Source organism: Pigmentiphaga sp. CHJ604, assembly GCF_036972535.1.
Classification (GTDB): Bacteria; Pseudomonadota; Gammaproteobacteria; order Burkholderiales; family Burkholderiaceae_B; genus Pigmentiphaga; species Pigmentiphaga daeguensis.
Window position 1 is genome coordinate 5,686,990 of sequence record NZ_CP136998.1, and the last position, 17,782, is coordinate 5,704,771.

Annotated in this window: 22 protein-coding genes; 9 read left to right on the forward strand and 13 right to left on the reverse strand. The window is 69.6% G+C overall.

What is annotated here, in order from left to right:
- Positions 1-40 precede the first annotated feature (40 nt).
- Positions 41-484: a hypothetical protein gene (locus R4823_RS27390; protein ID WP_132980657.1), complete on the forward strand. Its 444-nt coding sequence runs from the start codon at positions 41-43 to the stop codon at positions 482-484.
- 42 nt (positions 485-526) lie between these two features.
- Here the strand turns inward: R4823_RS27390 and R4823_RS27395 are convergent, their stop codons facing one another.
- On the reverse strand, positions 527-1,540 hold the full coding sequence (locus R4823_RS27395; protein ID WP_338616877.1) for a LysR family transcriptional regulator: 1,014 nt from the start codon (positions 1,538-1,540) through the stop codon (positions 527-529).
- Between the two features lie 149 nt (positions 1,541-1,689).
- On the opposite strand from R4823_RS27395, the gene R4823_RS27400 reads away from it, so the two are divergent.
- The 8 genes from R4823_RS27400 (at position 1,690) to R4823_RS27435 (ending at position 8,089) form a co-directional block, all read left to right on the forward strand.
- Positions 1,690-2,205, forward strand: coding sequence for a DUF4863 family protein (locus R4823_RS27400; RefSeq protein WP_338616879.1), 516 nt, complete (start codon positions 1,690-1,692; stop codon positions 2,203-2,205).
- A 108-nt stretch (positions 2,206-2,313) separates the two neighbouring features.
- Positions 2,314-3,441, forward strand: coding sequence for an ABC transporter substrate-binding protein (locus R4823_RS27405; RefSeq protein ID WP_338616880.1), 1,128 nt, complete (start codon positions 2,314-2,316; stop codon positions 3,439-3,441).
- A 20-nt stretch (positions 3,442-3,461) separates the two neighbouring features.
- Positions 3,462-4,040, forward strand: coding sequence for an NAD(P)H-dependent oxidoreductase (locus tag R4823_RS27410; RefSeq protein ID WP_132980655.1), 579 nt, complete (start codon positions 3,462-3,464; stop codon positions 4,038-4,040).
- On the forward strand, positions 4,037-4,951 hold the full coding sequence (locus R4823_RS27415) for a branched-chain amino acid ABC transporter permease (RefSeq protein ID WP_338616881.1): 915 nt from the start codon (positions 4,037-4,039) through the stop codon (positions 4,949-4,951). The genes R4823_RS27410 and R4823_RS27415 overlap by 4 nt, the downstream gene beginning before the upstream one ends.
- 2 nt (positions 4,952-4,953) lie before the next feature.
- Complete coding sequence (locus R4823_RS27420; protein WP_338616882.1) at positions 4,954-5,904, forward strand: branched-chain amino acid ABC transporter permease; 951 nt, start codon at positions 4,954-4,956, stop codon at positions 5,902-5,904.
- Entirely contained in the window at positions 5,897-6,655 is a 759-nt protein-coding gene (locus R4823_RS27425; protein ID WP_338616884.1) for an ABC transporter ATP-binding protein, read from the forward strand. Before R4823_RS27420 ends, R4823_RS27425 begins: the two co-directional genes overlap by 8 nt.
- 37 nt (positions 6,656-6,692) lie before the next feature.
- The gene (locus tag R4823_RS27430; protein ID WP_338616886.1) at positions 6,693-7,403 is read left to right on the forward strand and encodes an ABC transporter ATP-binding protein; all 711 of its coding nucleotides are present in this window, start codon (positions 6,693-6,695) and stop codon (positions 7,401-7,403) included.
- A gap of 35 nt (positions 7,404-7,438) precedes the next feature.
- On the forward strand, positions 7,439-8,089 hold the full coding sequence (locus R4823_RS27435; protein ID WP_130356124.1) for a flavin reductase family protein: 651 nt from the start codon (positions 7,439-7,441) through the stop codon (positions 8,087-8,089).
- A 19-nt stretch (positions 8,090-8,108) separates the two neighbouring features.
- Here R4823_RS27435 and R4823_RS27440 read toward each other — a convergent pair whose 3' ends face one another.
- From R4823_RS27440 to R4823_RS27495, 12 genes are all read right to left on the reverse strand, one after another.
- Entirely contained in the window at positions 8,109-8,897 is a 789-nt protein-coding gene (locus R4823_RS27440) for a sulfite exporter TauE/SafE family protein (protein ID WP_338616888.1), read from the reverse strand.
- A gap of 25 nt (positions 8,898-8,922) precedes the next feature.
- Positions 8,923-9,183, reverse strand: a complete 261-nt coding sequence (locus tag R4823_RS27445; protein ID WP_130356125.1) for a hypothetical protein — start codon at positions 9,181-9,183, stop codon at positions 8,923-8,925.
- Entirely contained in the window at positions 9,180-9,362 is a 183-nt protein-coding gene (locus R4823_RS27450) for a FixH family protein (protein WP_130356126.1), read from the reverse strand. The genes R4823_RS27445 and R4823_RS27450 overlap by 4 nt, the downstream gene beginning before the upstream one ends.
- Before the next feature lie 21 nt (positions 9,363-9,383).
- Complete coding sequence (gene ccoG / locus R4823_RS27455) at positions 9,384-10,817, reverse strand: cytochrome c oxidase accessory protein CcoG (protein WP_279816857.1); 1,434 nt, start codon at positions 10,815-10,817, stop codon at positions 9,384-9,386.
- Positions 10,814-11,743: a cytochrome-c oxidase, cbb3-type subunit III gene (gene ccoP, locus R4823_RS27460; RefSeq protein ID WP_130356128.1), complete on the reverse strand. Its 930-nt coding sequence runs from the start codon at positions 11,741-11,743 to the stop codon at positions 10,814-10,816. The genes ccoG and ccoP overlap by 4 nt, the downstream gene beginning before the upstream one ends.
- Positions 11,740-11,916: a CcoQ/FixQ family Cbb3-type cytochrome c oxidase assembly chaperone gene (locus R4823_RS27465; protein ID WP_087836548.1), complete on the reverse strand. Its 177-nt coding sequence runs from the start codon at positions 11,914-11,916 to the stop codon at positions 11,740-11,742. The genes ccoP and R4823_RS27465 overlap by 4 nt, the downstream gene beginning before the upstream one ends.
- 5 nt (positions 11,917-11,921) lie before the next feature.
- A complete protein-coding gene (gene ccoO / locus R4823_RS27470) occupies positions 11,922-12,557 on the reverse strand; it encodes a cytochrome-c oxidase, cbb3-type subunit II (protein ID WP_279816862.1) in 636 nt (211 codons plus the stop codon).
- A gap of 13 nt (positions 12,558-12,570) precedes the next feature.
- Positions 12,571-14,040, reverse strand: coding sequence for a cytochrome-c oxidase, cbb3-type subunit I (gene ccoN, locus R4823_RS27475; protein WP_279816863.1), 1,470 nt, complete (start codon positions 14,038-14,040; stop codon positions 12,571-12,573).
- Between the two features lie 71 nt (positions 14,041-14,111).
- Entirely contained in the window at positions 14,112-14,306 is a 195-nt protein-coding gene (ccoS, locus tag R4823_RS27480; protein WP_176400611.1) for a cbb3-type cytochrome oxidase assembly protein CcoS, read from the reverse strand.
- Positions 14,306-16,804, reverse strand: a complete 2,499-nt coding sequence (locus R4823_RS27485) for a heavy metal translocating P-type ATPase (RefSeq protein ID WP_338616890.1) — start codon at positions 16,802-16,804, stop codon at positions 14,306-14,308. Before R4823_RS27485 ends, ccoS begins: the two co-directional genes overlap by 1 nt.
- A gap of 50 nt (positions 16,805-16,854) precedes the next feature.
- On the reverse strand, positions 16,855-17,112 hold the full coding sequence (locus tag R4823_RS27490; RefSeq protein WP_087836538.1) for a YkgJ family cysteine cluster protein: 258 nt from the start codon (positions 17,110-17,112) through the stop codon (positions 16,855-16,857).
- A 4-nt stretch (positions 17,113-17,116) separates the two neighbouring features.
- The gene (locus R4823_RS27495; protein ID WP_338616891.1) at positions 17,117-17,668 is read right to left on the reverse strand and encodes a hypothetical protein; all 552 of its coding nucleotides are present in this window, start codon (positions 17,666-17,668) and stop codon (positions 17,117-17,119) included.
- Between the last annotated feature and the right edge of the window lie 114 nt (positions 17,669-17,782).

Genomic DNA, 17,782 nt, shown 5'->3' on the forward strand with positions numbered 1-17,782 from the left:
GGGCCGTTAATCCGGCCATGCTCCATCCGAACCCGATGCCATGCCGCCCGTAACTCCCATTTCCGCTTCGTTGTCGATCTCGCACCTGAGGCTGTCGGGCGACATGAATGGTCAGGCGAACGCCCCTGCGGCCGATGCCTCGGCCGTCCTGCGGGGCCTGGGCGCGCCGGCCGGCGAAAAGGCGAAGGCCAAGGCCAAGGCCGCCGAGGCGGACAGCGGCGACAGCAGCGATTCCTTCGCGGTGAAGGCGCTGAAGAAGCGCATCAAGGAGCTGCAGAAGCAACTGGCGCAGGCCCAGGCGGAAATGGAGCGCGTGCGCGCCAGTTCGATGTCGGCCGAAGCCAAGGCTCGGGCCATGGCCTCCGCGCAGTCACGCATCAACAGCCTGGCCGGCGCGCTGCAGACGGCGATGTCCGAGCTGGCCAAGGAACTCGAGCGGTCCGGCTCCGGCGCCGCCGGCTCGCTGGTGGATACGCGGGCCTGAAGCCTAGGGCCTGCTCCCGCTGAAAGGAGGCCCGCACAGGCCCTAACAGCGGTCGGCGCCCCGGCCGGCCGCCTCCACCGACGTCAGCGCGGCGCCGACGGCGCCCTGCCCGTTCCCCGCTGGCGGCAGACCGCCGGCCGGCCCCGGCCATGGCGTCCTGTCGCGCATGGCCGGATCGGCCCTGAGCAGTTCGGCGATGAACTCGATGACGACGCGCGTGCGCAGCGGCAGGTTGCGGCGCGACGGATAGACGATGTAGAGCGGCAGGCGCGCGGGCGGAAACTCCGGCAGCAACGAGACCAGCCGCCCCGAGTGCAGGTCGTCCGCCACCATCAGGTGCGACAGGATGGCGATGCCGTTGCCGCCCAGCACGGCCTGGTGCACGGCCGAGGCATTGTTCGCGCGCAGGCGACACGGCACGTTCACCGAGAACTGCCCCTCGGCGGCCTCGAACCACCAGGTATCGTCCTTGCCCCAGCGGCTGTAGACCACGCATTCGTGATGGCGCAGGTCCTGGGGAGACCGTAGCGCGGGCCGGCCGGCCAGGTAGGACGGCGCGGCCACCAGGAAGGCCGAGGTCATGCCCACCCGCCGCGAAATCAGCGAACTGTCGTCGATGGGCCCCAGGCGCACCTCGAGGTCCAGGCCATCCTCGATCAGGTTGCTGGTGCTGTCGCGCACCACCATGTCCAGGCTCAGGTTGGGATGGCTGTCGAGCAGGCCGCGCACGTGGTTGCAGATGTGCAGGGCCAGCGGCGCGGGCAGGCTGAGCCGGACCTTGCCGGTGGGCCGGGCCTGGTCCGGACTGGCGGACACGCTCAGGCTCTCGGCGGCCTCGACCAGGCTGCGGGCGGCGGGCAGCAGGTTGCGCCCTTCCTCGGTCAGCACCACGCCGGTCGTGCTGCGCTGGACCAGCCGCATGCCGACGTGTTCTTCCAGCGCGCGCACCTGCCGGGAAACGGCGGGCTGGGTGACGCCGCGTTCGTTGGCGACCACCGAGAACGAGCCGGTTTCCGCGACGCGCAGGAAAGCGAGGAGCGAGGAAATCAGGTCCATGGCGAGCTTTCCAGGATACGCCTGCGGCGGGCCGCGCTTCCATACTTTTTCTACGAACGATTATACGGTCGGCGCTCCTAGTGCCGCGGGTCGATAGTGCCTAGCATTCGCTCGACATGAAGGTGGACCCACACGTACAGGTAGCATCGATGAACACGCAATCGGAATTGCCCACCGGCCCCAGCAAGGCCGAGATGATGCAGGCGGTCAGGGAACTGCTGGACTTCATCGGCGGCCGCCCGCTCGGCCCCGAGCTGGAAGCGGCCTTGAACGAGCGCTACGGCGCGCACACCGAAGGCTATGCCCGCCTGCTGGCGCTGCTACGCCGCGGCATAGGCGAAGGCTGGTCCTGCTATGCGGAGATAGACGGTCCGGACTACCGGCGAGGGCGGATCGCGCATGCCTCGCCCGACACGGATGGATTCACGGTGGAAAGCGGCTGCCTGCGCAACGTGCCGGGCCACTACCACCGGCACCCGCTGGGCGAGATCAACATGATCGGCCCGGTGGACGAGACCGGCCGCTTCTGCGGCGCCGGCGCGGGCTGGAAGGTCTTTCCCCCCGACAGCTCGCACTTCCCGACCGTTACGGGCGGCATGGTCACCATGCTGTTCTTCCTGCCCGACGGCCAGATCGAATACAGGAACCCGCCTTCGGCGCCCTGAGCGGCGCTTCTCCTGCAGCACCCCGGTTCCCATCTCAACCTTCCACATCCAGGGGTATCCATCATGCACGTCAAATGGCTCGCATTGCCGCTCGCAATGCTATTGGGAATGTCCGCCCAGGCCGCGGACAAGGTGAAGATAGGTTTCATCAGCACGCTGTCGGGACCGCTGGCCGCGCTGGGGACGGAAATCCGCGACGGGTTCCGGCTCGGCCTGGACGAGACCGGCAACCGGATCGGCGGCCTGCCCGTCGAGGTGGTGGAAGGCGACGACCAGGCCAACCCCGGCGTCGGCAAGCAACTGGCAGACAAGTTCATCAAGCGCGACAAGGTCGATTTCATGACCGGCGTGGTGTATTCGAACGTGATGATGGCGGTGGGCGCGCCGACCTTCGCGGCCCGGACGTTCTACATCAGCGCCGCGGCAGGGCCCGCCTCGCTGGCCGGCGCGCAGTGCAACCCGTACTTCTTCGGGCTGGCCTGGCAGAACGACGGCCAGAGCGAGGCCATGGGCCGCCACATGAGCGACAAGGGCTACCGGCGCGTGGTCATCATGGCGCCCAACTACACGGGCGGCAAGGAAAACCTGGAAGGCTTCAAGCGCACCTTCAAGGGCAGCGTGGCCGACGAGATCTACGTCAAGCTGGGCGAACTGGACTTCGCGTCCGAGATCGCCAGGATCCGCGCCCAGAAACCGGATGCGCTGTTCTTCTTCCTGCCCGGCGGCATGGGCATCAACTTCATCAAGCAGTTCCAGGCCGCGGGGCTGGCGCGCGAGGTGCCTTACTTCGTGCCGGGCTATTCCGCCGACGAGGACACCATCCAGGCGCTGGGCGAGGCGATGGTCGGCCTGCAGAACTCGTCGCACTGGGCCTGGGACCTGGACAACGCCGCCAACCGCAACTTCGTCGCGCGCTTCCAGCAGCGCTACGGCCGGCTGCCGTCGATGTACGCCTTCCAGGGCTACGACGTGGTGCGCCTCTTGGACCGCGCGGTGGCCGACGTGAAGGGAAAGATCGAGGACAAGCGCGCGCTGCACGACGCCATCGCCGCGGCCCGGTTCGAGTCCGTGCGGGGCGCCTTCAAATTCAACACCAACCAGTTCCCGATCAACGACTTCTATCTGCGCATGGTGCAGAAGGACGAGTCCGGCCGCGTCACCAACAAGACGATCGGCAAGATCATGACGGCGCATACCGACAGCTATGCCGGCGCCTGCAAGATGAAGAACCCCTGACAGAATCACGAGGATCAATCATGGCAGCTCCCAAGATACTTGCTTTCGCCGGCAGCTCGCGCGGCGCGTCGCTGAACAAGCTGCTGCTGGCGGTGGCGGCCGACGGCGCCCGCGCGGCCGGCGCCGAGGTCACGCAGATCGACCTGCGCGACTATCCCATGCCGATCTACGACGGCGACGACGAGATGCAGTCCGGCGTGCCCGACAACGCGCTGGTCCTGCGCGGCCTGATCGCCGAGCACGACGCCCTGCTGGTCGCCACGCCCGAGTACAACGGATCGGTCACCGCCCTGCTCAAGAACGCGCTGGACTGGTGCTCGCGCCCGATCAACGGCGAGGACGGCCTGCTGCCCTACCGGGGCAAGATGGTCGCGCTGCTGGCGGCCTCGATGAGCCCGTTCGGCGGCATCCGCGCGGTTACCCACACGCGCGGCATCTTCAACAAGATGGGCGCGATCGTGCTGCCCGACGAAGTGCTGCTGCCGCAGGCCCAGCATGCCTTCGACGCCGGCGGCAACCTGCTGAACGAAACCGCGCGCCAGCTTGCCCGTCAACTGGGGGCGGCGCTGGCCGCGAAGGCGGGGCGAGGCGGCTCATGAGCGCGGTCATCGAGTCCGCGCTGAACGGCATCCAGTTCGGCCTGATGCTGTTCCTGCTGGCCGCCGGCCTGACGCTGGTGTTCGGCATCATGGACATGATCAACCTGGCCCACGGTTCGCTGTACATGTTCGGCGCCTACCTGACCGCCGCGCTGGTCGAGCCCACCGGGTCGTTCCTGCTGGCGATGCTGGTGGCGATGCTGGCCACGGCGGCCATCGGCATGCTGCTGGAGATGACCGTGCTGCGCACGCTGTACCAGCGCGATCACCTGTCGCAGGTGCTGGCGACGTTCGCGCTGATCCTGATCGGCAACGAAGTCGTGCGCATGATCTGGGGCCCGCAGCCGCGCCGGCTGGCGCTGCCCGAACTGTTCTCGGGCCCGGTCGACCTGGGGGCCGGCATCCAGTATCCGTCCTATCGCCTGCTGGTGATAGGCGTGGGCCTGGCGGTGGCCCTGCTGCTGTACCTGGTGGTGGCGCGCACGCGCGTCGGCATGTGGGTGCGGGCGGGTGCCTCCAACCGCGAGATGGCGACCGTCATGGGCGTGGACATCAAGCGCCTGTTCACGCTGGTGTTCGGCCTGGGCGCGCTGCTGTGCGCCGTGGCCGGCGCGTTGCTGGGGCCGCTGCTGTCGGTCCAGGTGGGCATGGGCGAGAGCATCCTGATCCTGGCTTTCGTGGTGGTCGTGATCGGCGGCATCGGTTCGATCCGCGGCGCGCTGGCCGGCTCGCTCATGGTGGGCATGGTCGATACCGTCGGCCGCACGCTGGTGCCCGACGCGCTGGGCACGGTGTTCTCGCCATCGGTGGCCTCGAACCTGGGGCCGACGCTGGCCTCGATCCTGATCTACGTCCTGATGGCGGCCGTGCTGTTCTGGAAGCCGCAGGGCCTGTTTCCTGCACGAGGGTAGACATGGCACCACTGGACCAAATCCTGGGCCGCCGTACCGGCGCCGTCCTGCTGGCGCTGGCCGTGGCCTTTCCGCTGGGCGCCGACTGGCTGGGCCAGGGCTTCTACGTCGACCTGGCCGCGCGCATCATGATCTTCGCGCTGGCGGCATCCAGCCTGAACCTGGTCATGGGCTTCGGCGGCATGGTCTGTTTCGGCCACGCGGCATTCCTGGGCATAGGCGCCTACACGGTGGCCATCCTGATGGACGCCGGCGTGGACGCGGCCTGGATCGCCTGGCCCGCGGCGACGGCTGTGGCCGCGCTGGCGGCCTGGCTGATCGGCGTGATCAGCCTGCGCACGCGCGGGGTGTACTTCATCATGATCACCCTGGCCTTCGCGCAGATGCTGTACTACGTGTTCGTTTCGCTGAACGCCTACGGCGGCGACGACGGCATGCCGCTGGCGGCCCGCTCGGCCCTGCCCTTCGGCCTGGACGCCTCGTCCGACCTGACCTTCTACTACGTCGTGCTGGCCATCCTGGCCCTGGCCATGTGGCTGATGCAGCGCCTGGTCAACGCCCGCTTCGGCCGCGCCTTGCAGGCCATCCGCGAGAACGAGACGCGCATGGAGGCCATCGGCTATCCGGTGTTCCGCATCAAGCTCGCGGCCTTCGTCATCGCCGGCGGCGCGGCCGGCCTGGCGGGCGCGCTGATCGCGAACCAGGCCGGCATGGTCAGCCCCGGCCTGATGTACTGGACCCAGTCGGGCTCGCTGATGATCATGGTCATCCTGGGCGGGGTGGGCTATCTGTACGGCGGCGTCGTGGGCGCCGCGCTGCTGCTGGTGGCGGAAGAATACCTGTCGGGCCTGACGCTGTACTGGCAGTTGCCGCTGGGCATCCTGCTGCTGGCCGCCGTGCTGTACGCCCGCAACGGCGCCTTGAGCCTGACCACGAGGTGGCGCCATGGCTGATTCCTGCAAGCTGCAAGTCTCCGGACTGGTCAAGCGGTTCGGCGGGCTGACCGCCACCGACCAGGCCTGTTTCGAGGTCAGGACCGGCGAGATGCACGCCCTGATCGGCCCCAACGGCGCGGGCAAGACCACGCTGATCCACCAGATCTCGGGCGCGCTGCGGCCGGACGCGGGCCGGATCTCGATGGACGGCGCCGATATCACCCAACTGCCCATGCACCGGCGCGTGCGCCTGGGGCTGGCGCGCTCGTACCAGATCACCAGCGTGTTCAAGGCCTTCAGCGTCCTGGACAACGTGGCGCTGGCGGTGCAGGCCCGCACGGGCGGGGCCGCCGGCTGCTGGCGCCCGGCGCGGCGCGAGGCGGACGTGTATGCGCAGGCCCGGCACGCGCTGGACCGGGTCGGCCTGGCCGCCCGCGTGGACGCCCCGACCCACAGCCTGTCCCATGGCGAGCAGCGCAAGCTGGAGGTGGCCCTGGCGCTGGCCACGTCCCCCAGCCTGCTGCTGCTGGACGAACCCATGGCGGGGATGGGGCCCGAGGAATCCGAGGCGATGGTGGAACTGCTGCTGGGCCTGCGCGGCGAGGTCACCATGCTGCTGGTCGAGCACGACATGCACGCCGTGTTCCGCCTGGCCGACCGCCTCTCGGTCCTGGTCTACGGACGCGTGATCGCCACCGGATCGCCCGAGGCGATCCGCCGCAACGCCGACGTGTGCCGGGCCTACCTGGGCGACGAGGCCAACGTATGAGTGGCATGACGAACCGCATGGAAAATGGAGAAGCGCCATGGAACCGGTACTGGAAGTGAAGGGCTTGCAGGCCGCCTATGGCAGCAGCCAGGTCCTGTTCGACGTCTCGCTGGACATCGGGGCGGGCGCGATGCGCACCCTGCTGGGCCGCAACGGCATGGGCAAGACCACCACGGTGCGGACGCTGCTGGGCCTGACGCCGTCGCGCGGCGGCGAGGTGCGTTTTCTCGGCCAGCGCATCGAGCGCCTGTCGCCGCACCGCATCGGCCGCCTGGGCATCGCGGTCGTCCCGGAGGGCCGGCAGATCTTCCCCAACCTGAGCGTGCGCGAGAACCTGACGGCCTTCGCCGCCAACCGCAGCCGCCAGGCCGAGCCCTGGACGCTGGACCGGATCTACGCCCTGTTTCCGCGCCTGCGCGAACGCGAGCGGAACATGGGCAACCAGTTGTCGGGCGGCGAGCAGCAGATGCTGGCCATCGGCCGCGCCTTGATGACCAACCCGCACCTGCTGATCCTGGACGAAGCCACCGAGGGCCTGGCGCCACTGATCCGGCAGGAGATCTGGGACTGCCTGGCCGCGCTGCGGCGCGCCGGGCAGACGCTGCTGGTGATCGACAAATACGTCGAGCGCCTGATCGGCATCGCGGATCGGCACACTATCATCGAACGCGGACGCGTGGCGTGGGAAGGCAGCTCGGGGGAACTCGGCGCCGACCCGGCCATCTGGCAGCGCTACGTGGGTCTCTGACCCCGCGCTTCGCACATGGCACCTGGAGCAATCGCATGAAACACGTATCGATGGCCGGACTGAGCGAGATGCAGCGCTACTGGCTGATCACCGGCAGCGTCGGGCCCCGCCCCATCGCGCTGGTCACCAGCCTGGATGCGGACGGCCTGTGCAACGCCGCGCCGTTCAGCGCGTTCAACTACATGGGCGAGGATCCGCCGCTGTTCGCCATCGCCGTGGTCGCCTATGGGCAGGAAAGCCACCGGCCGGGCGAGGCCAAGGACACGCTGCGCAACATCCGCGAGCACGAGGAGTTCGTGGTGAACATGGTGGACGAGTCCATCGTCGACCAGGCGGTGCAGTGCGGCAGCGATTTTCCCGCGCACGTCTCGGAGGCCGAGGCGGTGGGCTTCACGCTGGCGCCCTGTACCGCCGTGCGGGTGCCGCGCATCGCCGAGGCGCCGATCTCGTGGGAATGCCGGCTGTTCCGTATCCTGGACATCTCGACCCAGCGGGCCATCGTTTTCGGCGAGATCCTGGCGATGAACTTCCGCGACGACCTGCTGGACGAAAAGGCGCTGCGCGTGGACGTCGGGCGCTTCGCCCCGGTGGGCAGGCTGGGCGGGCCGAACTACTGCCTGACGGGCGAGCGGCGCCGCATCCCGGTGCCGACCTACATGCCGGCCACGGGGCAGCCCCGGGAATGATGCCGGCGCGCGGCCCGCGCTACCAGACGACGCAGAAACCCTGTTCCAGCAGCGCCGACGGCAGGGTGGCGGCGCGCACCAGTCCCACCGCGCCGAAGGCCGCGACCACCACGCCGCCGGCGACGCGCCAGGCCGGCCGCCGCGCGCGGCGGCGCAGCCAGCCGGCGGCGCCGGACAGCGCCACCAGGTTGGGCAACGTGCCCAGGCCGAAGACCGCCATCGTCAGCGCGCCGGCCGCGGCGCTGCCCGCCACCAGCGCCACCGCCAGTACGCCCAGCGACATGCCGCAGGGCATCCAGCCCCATGCAAGGCCGGTCAGGAAACGCTCCAGCAGCGGCCGGCCGGCGATGCGCGCGCGCACGTGGCGGCTGGGGGGCGAGCGGACGATGGCCGCCACCGCGCCGGTCCAGCCGCGCACCAGCGCGGCCCGCCACGCACCGGCCGCCGGGCCGCCCGCCGCCGCGCGGGGCCAGCCCGCGCGCGCCACCAGGGCCAGGCCGTAGACGCACAGCAGCGCCGCCCCGAAGGCCAGCGCGCCGCGCTGAAGCGGCAGCCAGTCCCGGCTCCAGATGTTGCCCCCCAGGCCACCCGCCACCGCGCCCAGCAGCGCATACGAGGCGATGCGCCCGGCATGCATGACCAGGGCCTCCAATCCCAGCCGCCACGGCGCCGCGCGCCGCAGCACCGCCAGGCGTTCGCCGTGCCGGTGCTCGACCGCCATCACCAGTCCGCCGCACATGGCGGCGCAGTGCACGCCGCCCAGCAGGCCGAGCAGGAGCACGCTGGCCAGCGCCGGCCAGCCGCTCACGCCACGCCCCCACGGCCGATCCGCGTCATGGCAGGTCGTCCACGTCGTTGCCGTCCGGACCCGCGCCGCCACCCGCCAGGTACAGCGTGATGGCGCTGGATACCCCGGCGATCGCCCACAGAAGGAAGAAGGCCGCGGTATAGAACGCCTGGCGCGACATCTCGACCGGGCGCCCGACGATGGTCAGGCCGCGCGGATCGAGCAGGGTGAAGACGACCAGCGCGGCGCCGGCGCTGGCCAGGAAGGCCGGCCACAGCACCCACATGCCGACGCGCCGCCATTTCATGGCGCGCGCTCCACCACCAGCCCGCGCTTGACCACCTTATCGACGACCGGGGGATCGTCATGCGCGACCGCCAGCACGATGGTCACGATGCAGCCCAGCATCGCCACGGCCGGCCCCGCCATCAACAGCCAGGGCCAGGGTTCCTTCCACCAGGGTCCGGCATCTTTCTGTTCCTGCATCCCGCACCTCGCTTTGTCCATTCAAGGAACGATGAAACTCGACGTCTCGCGCAGCCCGTCCGCATCGCGGCCGTCGCGCACGATGAACTCGATCCGGTGCGTGCCCGATCGCGCCCCGTCCACGGGCAGCGACACCCGCACCGGCCACAGGCGGTTCGAGGCCGGCGCCAGTTCAATGTCGGTGCCGCCGTCGGCCCCCTGCACGCGCAGTTGCGGCAGGCCCTGCACGTCCAGCCGCACGCGCATGGCGCGCTCGGTCGCGTTCATGAGCTGCAGCTGGTAGACGTTCTCGATCATGCCGCCCTCGACCTCGCGCGCCAGCACCGAACGGTCGCGTATCACGTCCACGCGCAGCGGCTGCCGCGCCGCCAGGAGGCCGACGAACACCGCCGCCAGCGCCAGCCAGATCGCGCCGTACACCAGCACGCGCGGGCGCAGCACGCGGCGCCGCGCCTGTCTGGCATCCAGCCGCAGCTCGATGGCGCGTTCGGACGCATAGCGGATCAGGCCGCGCGGATACTGCATCTTGTCCATGACCTGGTCGCAGGCGTCGATACAGGCGCCGCAGCCTATGCACTCGTATTGCAGGCCATCGCGGATGTCGATGCCGGTTGGGCACACCTGCACGCAGATGCTGCAATTGACGCAATCGCCCAGGCCCGCCTCGCGTGGATCTATCCTGCGCGACCGGCTGCCCCGCGGGTCGCCCCGCACCGAGTCGTAGGTGACCACGTAGGTGTCGGAGTCCACCATCACGCTCTGGAACCGCGCGTAGGGGCACATGTATTTGCAGACCTGTTCTCGCATGAAGCCTGCGTTGCCCCAGGTGGCGAAGCTGTAGAACACCAGCCAGAACCATTGCCAGGGGCCCAGTGCACCCTGCCACGCCAGGCCCGCCAGCTCGCGGATGGGGCTGAAATAGCCGATGAAGGTGAACCCGGTCCAGGTCGCCACCGCCAGCCACAACGCGTGCTTGGCGCCCTTGCGCCCGAGCTTGCGCCAGGACCACGGCGCCGCGTCCAGCCGGATGCGCGCGAACCGGTCGCCTTCGGTCAGGCGCTCGATCCACATGAAGATCTCGGTGTAGACCGTCTGCGGGCACGCATAGCCGCAGAACAGCCGGCCCGCCACCGCGGTGAACAGGAACAGCGCCAGCGCGCTCAGGATCAGCAGCAGCGTCAGGTAGATGATGTCCTGCGGCCACAACACCATCCCGAACAGGTAGAACTTGCGCGCGCCCAGGTCGAACAGCACGGCCTGCCTGCCGTTCCAGGTCAGCCACGGCAGGCCGTAGAACACCGCCTGCGTCAGGAACACCAGCGCCACGCGCCAGTGCGCGAAGACGCCGCTGACCGAACGCGGATAGATCTTGCGCCGGACCTCGTACAGCGCCTGCTCCGAACCTTCCTCGTCGCCGCCGGCGGCCGGGCAGGCGCGCTCGCGCGGGGAACTCATTTCGCCTCTTCGGCGGGCCGGGTCAGGCCCCAGACGTAGGCGGTCAGCAAGCGGATCTGCTGCGGCGTGAACACGTCCTCGTGTGCCGGCATCTGGTTGTTGCGGCCCTTGGTGATGGTCTCGGCGATGACGGCGGCCGAGCTGCCGTACAGCCAGACCTTGTCGGTCAGGTTGGGCGCGCCCAGCAGCGGGTTGCCCTTGCCCTCGACGCCGTGGCAGGCCGCGCAGTTCGCGCGGAAATCGGCCCGGCCGCGAGCGGCCTTGATGGGGTCGGCGGCCAGGCCCGACAGCGAGCGCACGTACTGGGTCACGTCGCCCACCGCGCGCGAGTCCAGTTGTTCGCCGAACGGGGGCATGATGCCGTGCCGCCCCTTCGCGATGGATTCGCGGATGATGTCGGGCGAAGAACCGTACAGCCAGTCGCCGTCGGCCAGATTGGGAAAGCCCTTGCTGCCGCGCGCATCCGACCCATGGCACTGCGCGCAGTTGTTCAGGAACAGCCGCTGCCCGATCTCCCGCGCCTGGGCATCGTCGGCGATGGCCGGGATCTCCATGTCCTCGAAGCGCGCGTACAACGGCTGGACCTGTTCGCGCAACTGGTCCTGCTGCGCGGCCAGCGCGCCCGTGCTGGACCAGCCCAGCCAGCCCTGGACCTTGCCCAGGCCGGGATACAGGACCAGGTAGCCCAGCGCGAAGACACAGGACAGCAGATACATCCACATCCACCAGCGCGGCAGCGGATTGTTCAGCTCGCGCAGATCGCCGTCCCAGACATGGCCGGTATCGTCGACCTGGCCGCCTGGGGCGGCCTTGGAGGATTTCAGGAAGGCCCGCTGCGAGAACAGCAGCCAGACGCACCAGACGATGCCCGCCAGCGCGATCGCGCCGATGTAATAGCCCCAGAAGTCGGTAGTGAAATCGCTCATTGCCCGGCATCCTTGCCTTGCGCCGCGACGGCGCTTTCGTCGGGGAGCGCGAACGGCAGCATGGCCGATTCGCGGTTGGCCTCGACGCGGGCGCGCGACCACGCCCACGCCACGATGGCCAGGAAGGTCGACAGCGCCAGCGCCGTCGCGATCGATGTCATCCAAGCGATCATGTCCATCACCGCCCCTGCTTCTTCATCGCCAGCCCCAGGCCCTGGAGGTAGGCCACCAGGGCATCCTCTTCGGTCTTGCCGGCCAGCTCACCGGCCGCCGCCGCGATCTGTTCGTCGGTATAGGGCACGCCCAGCGTGCGCAGCGCGCGCATGCCCGCCTCGACCTGGTCGCTCGCGACCGGCGTCTGGCGCAGCCATGGATAGGCCGGCATGTTGGACTCGGGCACGACGTCGCGCGGATTGTTCAGGTGGACGCGGTGCCAGTCGTCGCTGTAGCGGCCGCCCACGCGCGCCAGGTCGGGCCCGGTGCGCTTGGAGCCCCAGAGGAAGGGCCGGTCGTACACGCCTTCGCCCGCCTCGGAGTAATGGCCGTAGCGCTGCACCTCGGCCGCCAGCGTGCGGACCTGCTGCGAATGGCAGCCCACGCAGCCTTCGCGGATGTAGACGTCCCGGCCGGCCAGGCGCAGGGCGGTATAGGGCTCCACGCCCTGGACGGGGGTAGTGGTGGAGTGCTGGAAGAACAGGGGCACGATCTGCACCAGTCCCGCGATGCTGACCACCGCGATGGTGGCCAGGATCAGCCAGCCCACGTTCTTTTCCAGCGTCTCGTGGCTGAAGAAGGGAGCGCGCTTCGATTTCATAACGATGCGCTCCTCAGGCCAGCCGCGGCTGGGCCGCCGCGGACACCGGGACCGGCGCCGGCACCGGCGCGTCGAACGGCCGCCGGCCGCGCGCCGTCATGACGAAGTTCCACGCCATCAGCAGCATGCCGCCCAGGAAGCACACCCCGCCCAGCAGGCGCACGAGGTAGAACGGATACGTGGCCTTGACCGATTCGACGAAGGTGTAGGTCAGGGTGCCGTCGGGTTCCACGGCGCGCCACATCAGGCCCTGCATGACGCCGGCGATCCACATCGCGGCGATATAGAGCACCACGCCCAGCGTGGCGATCCAGAAATGGAGTTCTATCATCCTGGTGCTGTACATCTGCTTCTGCCCGAACAGACGCGGGAACAAGTAATAAAGCGAGCCGATCGTGATCATCGCGACCCAGCCCAGCGCGCCGGAATGCACGTGGCCGATGGTCCAGTCCGTGTAGTGCGACAGCGAGTTGACGGTCTTGATGGACATCATCGAGCCCTCGAACGTGGACATGCCGTAGAACGACAGCGCCACCACGAGGAACTTCAGGATGGGATCGGTGCGCAGCTTGTGCCAGGCGCCCGACAGGGTCATGATGCCGTTCAGCATGCCGCCCCACGACGGCGCCAGCAGGATCAGCGAGAACACCATGCCCAGCGATTGCGCCCAGTCGGGCAGCGCCGTGTATTGCAGGTGGTGCGGGCCGGCCCACATATAGGTGAAGCTCAGCGCCCAGAAGTGGACGATGGACAGGCGGTACGAATAGATGGGGCGCTCGGCCTGCTTGGGCACGAAGTAGTACATCATGCCCAGAAAGCTGGTGGTCAGGAAGAAGCCCACCGCATTGTGCCCGTACCACCACTGCACCATCGCGTCCTGCACGCCTGCGTAGGCCGAGTACGACTTCCACATCGTGGCCGGCCATTCCAGGTTGTTGACGATGTGCAGCAGCGCGATCGTCAGGATGTAGGCGCCGAAGAACCAGTTCGCCACGTAGATGTGGCGGGTCCTGCGTTTGACGATGGTGCCGAAGAACACGACGGCGTAGGCCACCCATACCAGCGTGATCAGGATGTCGATGGGCCACTCGAGTTCGGCGTATTCCTTGCTGCTGGTGTAGCCCATCGGCAGCGTGATCGCCGCCGCGACGATGACGGCCTGCCAGCCCCAGAAGGTGAAGGCCGCCAGCGGCGCCGAGAACAGCCGCGCCTGACAGGTACGCTGCACCACGTAGTACGAGGTGGCGAACAGCGCGCTGCCGCCGAACGCGAAGATGACCGCGTTGGTGTGCAGCGGCCGCAGCCGCCCGTAGGTCAGCCACGGCACGTCGAAGTTCAGCGCCGGCCAGATCAATTGCGCGGCAAGCAGCACGCCCACCGCCATGCCCACGATCCCCCACACGACCGTCATGACGGCGAATTGGCGGACGATCTTGTAGTTGAATGTTTCGCCTGAAAGCGCGCCGCTAGCGCTGTCGCCCATGGCTGGTTCCCCTGATTCTGAATTCCCGCGCCCATCATGCGCATGTACAGGGGAACCCGCCTTGATGCAGATCAAGCCTCGCGAGAGGAGCGCGCGGACGGCGGCATTTCATCCACACCGGACGGCCTGTCGTCGTCCATCAGGATGGCGTAGTCGGCGCCTTCCATGTCTTCGAACTGGCCGTCCTGCACCGCCCACCACAGCACGACGACCACCGCCAGCACCAGCATCAGGCTGAGCGGAACCAGGAGATAGAGCGTTTCCATCAGCGGCGCAGCCTCCATGCGTTGCCCACTACCAGCAGCGAGGACAGCGACATGCCCAGCGCCGCCATCCACGCGGTGATCCAGCCCGACGCGGCCAGCGGGATGAAAGACAGGTTGTAGGCCAGGGCCCAGCCCAGGTTCTGGCGCATCACGCGACGCGCACGGCGCGCGGTGCGCAAGGCGTGCGCCACGCCCAGAATGCCGTGGCCGTTCAGGATCACGTCGGCGCTGGCGCGGGCCAGCGGGGTGCCGGCCGCGACGGCCATGGACACCTGGGCCAGGCCGAGCTGCGGCGCATCGTTGATGCCGTCGCCCACCGCCAGCACCACCGCGCCACCGGCCTGCAGGCGGGCGACGTAGTCCTTCTTGCCCTCGGGGCTGACGCCGCCCGCGTGGCTGCCGATGCCGAACTCGGTGGCCCAGGCCGCGACCGTGCGCGCATCGTCCCCCGACACCAGATGCACGCGTTTGCCCATGGCTTGCAGCGCCCGCACCATCTCGTGGCTGCCCTCGCGCGGCGCATCCCGCAGCACGAAGCGCGCGAGCGGCCCGGCATTGCCGGCCAGCCAGACCTGCGTGGCGATGGCGCCGGGCGCCGCATCCCGGCCATCGGCCACCGGCGGCAACGGCGCCGTGTCGCGCGCACCCGCCGCGAAACATTGGCTGCCCAGGCGTATCGCAACCCCGCCGAAGCAGGCTTGCACACCCTGCCCCGGCACATGGCGGACGTCCTGGACGTCCGGCGCGGGCAGGCCCGCCTCGCGCGCCGCCGCGATCAGCGCCAGGCCCGCCGGGTGCGTGCTGCCTTCCTCCATGGCCGCCGCCAGCGCCAGGCACTGTCCCGCGCCCAACGCGCCGAATATCTCCACGCTGGCCACCGTGAACCGGCCCTGGGTCAGCGTCCCGGTCTTGTCCAGCACCACGTCGGTGACCTGCGCCAGCGTTTCCAGCGCATGCCCCTTCACCACCAGCACGCCCTTGCGGGCCAGGGCCGCCGTGGCGGCCGCCAGCGCGGCCGGCGTCGCCAACGACAGCGCGCAGGGGCAGCTGACCACCAGCACCGCGATCATGACGGGCAGCGCACGCGAGGGATCGATCCACCACCAGACCGCGCCGGTGGCCAGTGCCAGCGCGATCAGGGCCAGCACGAATACCACCGCGATGCGGTCGGCCAGCACGGCGATGCGCGGCTTTTCCTCCAGCGCCCGATCCAGGGCCTGGGTGATCCGCGCCAGCCGGGTCTCGACGCCGGCCTGCTCGACCCGCATCCATACCGGACTGCCGCTGTTGTGGCTGCCGGCGACCAGGCCATCGCCCACCGCCTTGGCGATGGGCCGGCTTTCCCCGGTCAGCATGGCCTCGTCGACCTGCGTGGCGCCTTCCAGCACCCGACCGTCGGCCGGCACGGCCTCGCCCGGGCCGATGCGCAGCACGTCGCCGGGGCGCACCTGTTGCAGGGCGATGATGTCGGCCTCGCGGCTGGCCGGATAGTTCCGCAGCCGCACGCAGGTGGCGGGCAATTGCGCGGCCAGCGCGCGGCCGCCGTCCTGCGCCTCGTGGCGCACCACCAGTTCCAGATAGCGCGCCGCCAGCAGCAGGGCCACGAACATTGTGACCGAATCGAAATAGACCTCGCCCCGGTTGGCCACCGTGGCGGCCACGCTGGCGCCGAAGGCGGCCAGGATGCCGATCACCACCGGCAGGTCCATGCCCGGCCAGCCGTGGCGCAACCCGCGCCAGGCGCCCCGCATCAGCGGCCAGGCGCTGTACGCCACCACCGGCAGGGTCAACGCCAGGCTGGCCCAGCGCAGCAACTGCCACTGGTCGGGGGCGATCGAGGCCTCGTGCCGGTACAGCGGCCACGCATACATCATGACCTGCATCATGCACAGCAGCGCCACCGCCATGCGCAGCAGCAGGCCGCGCTTCTCGCGGCGCAGGCCGTCGTTCGCGGCGCCCGGCTGGAAAGGCACGGCGCGGTAGCCGATGGCGGCGAACGCGTCCAGGACGCGGCCCAGCCCGGTCTGCGCCGTCTTCCAGCGCACCCGCGCCCGGCCGGTGGCATGGTTGACGTGCGCCGCCACCACCCCGGGCTGGCGCTCCAGGTGCTGCTCGCACAGCCAGACGCAGGCGGCGCAGCGCAGGCCGTCTATCGTCAGCCAGGCCTCGGCCGTGCCGGCGTCCACGGCGCGCACGTACAGCGACTCGATGTCGGCCCGCCCGAACGCCGCGCGCAGGCCGGCCTGCCCCTCGGCATCGTCCAGCGGCCGGCCCAGGCCGCTGCGGAAACGGTAGAAGCTCTCCAGGCCCGCGCCGTGGATGGTCTGCGCGGCCGCCAGGCAGCCGGCGCAGCAGAACCAGCGCGGGGCGCCGGCAAGGGACGCGCGCAAACCGCCGCCCGCGGGCTGGCCGCAGTGATAGCAGTCCGCGGCGGGGGCGCCGGCGTCCGGCGCGCCCGGGGTGGCGCAAGGCAGCGAAGTCGTGTTCACGCCGCGCATTCTGGCCGCAAGACCGGCCGCGCGCGTTGATCCAGGTCAAGCGGAAGGGTTCAGGCGGGCCGGGTCAGGTCTTCCAGGCGGCCCAGCCAGCGCATGGCATGCTCCCGGCCGTCCCCGCACATGTCGGGCGCGGGCATGAGCGAGGCACAGACGGCGGGGCGCCCGGGCCGGCCGAACAGTCTGCAGCGCTCGTGTTCGTCCAGCTGGACGCAGCGCACGCCGGCCGGCTTGCCGCCGGGCATGCCCGGGATCGGCGTGGTGATGGACGGCGCCGTGCAACAGGCGCCGCAGCCGGGGCGGCACTCCATGCCGTCAATCCGCCCGTACCGACTGCACGAAGGTCTGGGCCGAATCGCGGTCCAGTTCGTCCTCCCGGCCCAGGGCCACGACCTCGATCAACTGGTTGCCCAGCAGGTAGACCCGGCCCAGCAGCCAGGACGGCGTGTTCGCCACGACGCCATGCACCTCCAGTTCCACCGCCCGGCCGAGTTTGCGCGTGTCGGCCGGCGCCTGCCGCAGCGTGATGTCCTTGCGGTAGGTCAGCGTGCCGCGCAGATTGGCCAGCAACACCTGTTCGAAGGCGTCCGCGACCTTGGCCAGTTCAGCCGGATCGGCCAGGATGGCCTCCGGCAGCGTCACCCGGCCGACGGCGAAGATGGAGGTGTCCACCGGCGCGATGTCGAAGGCCAGCGGCAGCGTATGGCCGGCGATGTCGACGTCGCGCTGGTCCGGCTTGGGACGGGCGGGGAAGGTGACGCGTATCGCGCCGTCGGCCGCCGGCATCTCGCGCCAGTTGTACTTGGGCGAGCAGGCGGCCAGCAGGGCCAGGAGCAGGACGAGGCAGGCGCGGATGGGTGAAGACATGGGCATTCCAGCGGCAGTGTGCGGCATCGTCGCCCGCCAGTCCGCGACAAAACGGTACAAGCTGTTACACGAGCCAGCCGGCCCGCTGGAAGTGGCTGAGCGACAATCCGCCTT

Bases quoted from the DNA above. Each gene is read 5' to 3' on its own strand.
- R4823_RS27390 (WP_132980657.1), top strand. From the start codon at position 41: ATGCCGCCCGTAACTCCCATTTCCGCTTCGTTGTCGATCTCGCACCTG.
- R4823_RS27395 (WP_338616877.1), bottom strand. From the start codon at position 1,540: ATGGACCTGATTTCCTCGCTCCTCGCTTTCCTGCGCGTCGCGGAAACC.
- R4823_RS27400 (WP_338616879.1), top strand. From the start codon at position 1,690: ATGAACACGCAATCGGAATTGCCCACCGGCCCCAGCAAGGCCGAGATG.
- R4823_RS27405 (WP_338616880.1), top strand. From the start codon at position 2,314: ATGTCCGCCCAGGCCGCGGACAAGGTGAAGATAGGTTTCATCAGCACG.
- R4823_RS27410 (WP_132980655.1), top strand. From the start codon at position 3,462: ATGGCAGCTCCCAAGATACTTGCTTTCGCCGGCAGCTCGCGCGGCGCG.
- R4823_RS27415 (WP_338616881.1), top strand. From the start codon at position 4,037: ATGAGCGCGGTCATCGAGTCCGCGCTGAACGGCATCCAGTTCGGCCTG.
- R4823_RS27420 (WP_338616882.1), top strand. From the start codon at position 4,954: ATGGCACCACTGGACCAAATCCTGGGCCGCCGTACCGGCGCCGTCCTG.
- R4823_RS27425 (WP_338616884.1), top strand. From the start codon at position 5,897: ATGGCTGATTCCTGCAAGCTGCAAGTCTCCGGACTGGTCAAGCGGTTC.
- R4823_RS27430 (WP_338616886.1), top strand. From the start codon at position 6,693: ATGGAACCGGTACTGGAAGTGAAGGGCTTGCAGGCCGCCTATGGCAGC.
- R4823_RS27435 (WP_130356124.1), top strand. From the start codon at position 7,439: ATGAAACACGTATCGATGGCCGGACTGAGCGAGATGCAGCGCTACTGG.
- R4823_RS27445 (WP_130356125.1), bottom strand. From the start codon at position 9,183: ATGAAATGGCGGCGCGTCGGCATGTGGGTGCTGTGGCCGGCCTTCCTG.
- R4823_RS27450 (WP_130356126.1), bottom strand. From the start codon at position 9,362: ATGCAGGAACAGAAAGATGCCGGACCCTGGTGGAAGGAACCCTGGCCC.
- ccoG (WP_279816857.1), bottom strand. From the start codon at position 10,817: ATGAGTTCCCCGCGCGAGCGCGCCTGCCCGGCCGCCGGCGGCGACGAG.
- ccoP (WP_130356128.1), bottom strand. From the start codon at position 11,743: ATGAGCGATTTCACTACCGACTTCTGGGGCTATTACATCGGCGCGATC.
- R4823_RS27465 (WP_087836548.1), bottom strand. From the start codon at position 11,916: ATGATCGCTTGGATGACATCGATCGCGACGGCGCTGGCGCTGTCGACC.
- ccoO (WP_279816862.1), bottom strand. From the start codon at position 12,557: ATGAAATCGAAGCGCGCTCCCTTCTTCAGCCACGAGACGCTGGAAAAG.
- ccoN (WP_279816863.1), bottom strand. From the start codon at position 14,040: ATGGGCGACAGCGCTAGCGGCGCGCTTTCAGGCGAAACATTCAACTAC.
- ccoS (WP_176400611.1), bottom strand. From the start codon at position 14,306: ATGGAAACGCTCTATCTCCTGGTTCCGCTCAGCCTGATGCTGGTGCTG.
- R4823_RS27485 (WP_338616890.1), bottom strand. From the start codon at position 16,804: ATGCGCGGCGTGAACACGACTTCGCTGCCTTGCGCCACCCCGGGCGCG.
- R4823_RS27490 (WP_087836538.1), bottom strand. From the start codon at position 17,112: ATGGAGTGCCGCCCCGGCTGCGGCGCCTGTTGCACGGCGCCGTCCATC.
- R4823_RS27495 (WP_338616891.1), bottom strand. From the start codon at position 17,668: ATGTCTTCACCCATCCGCGCCTGCCTCGTCCTGCTCCTGGCCCTGCTG.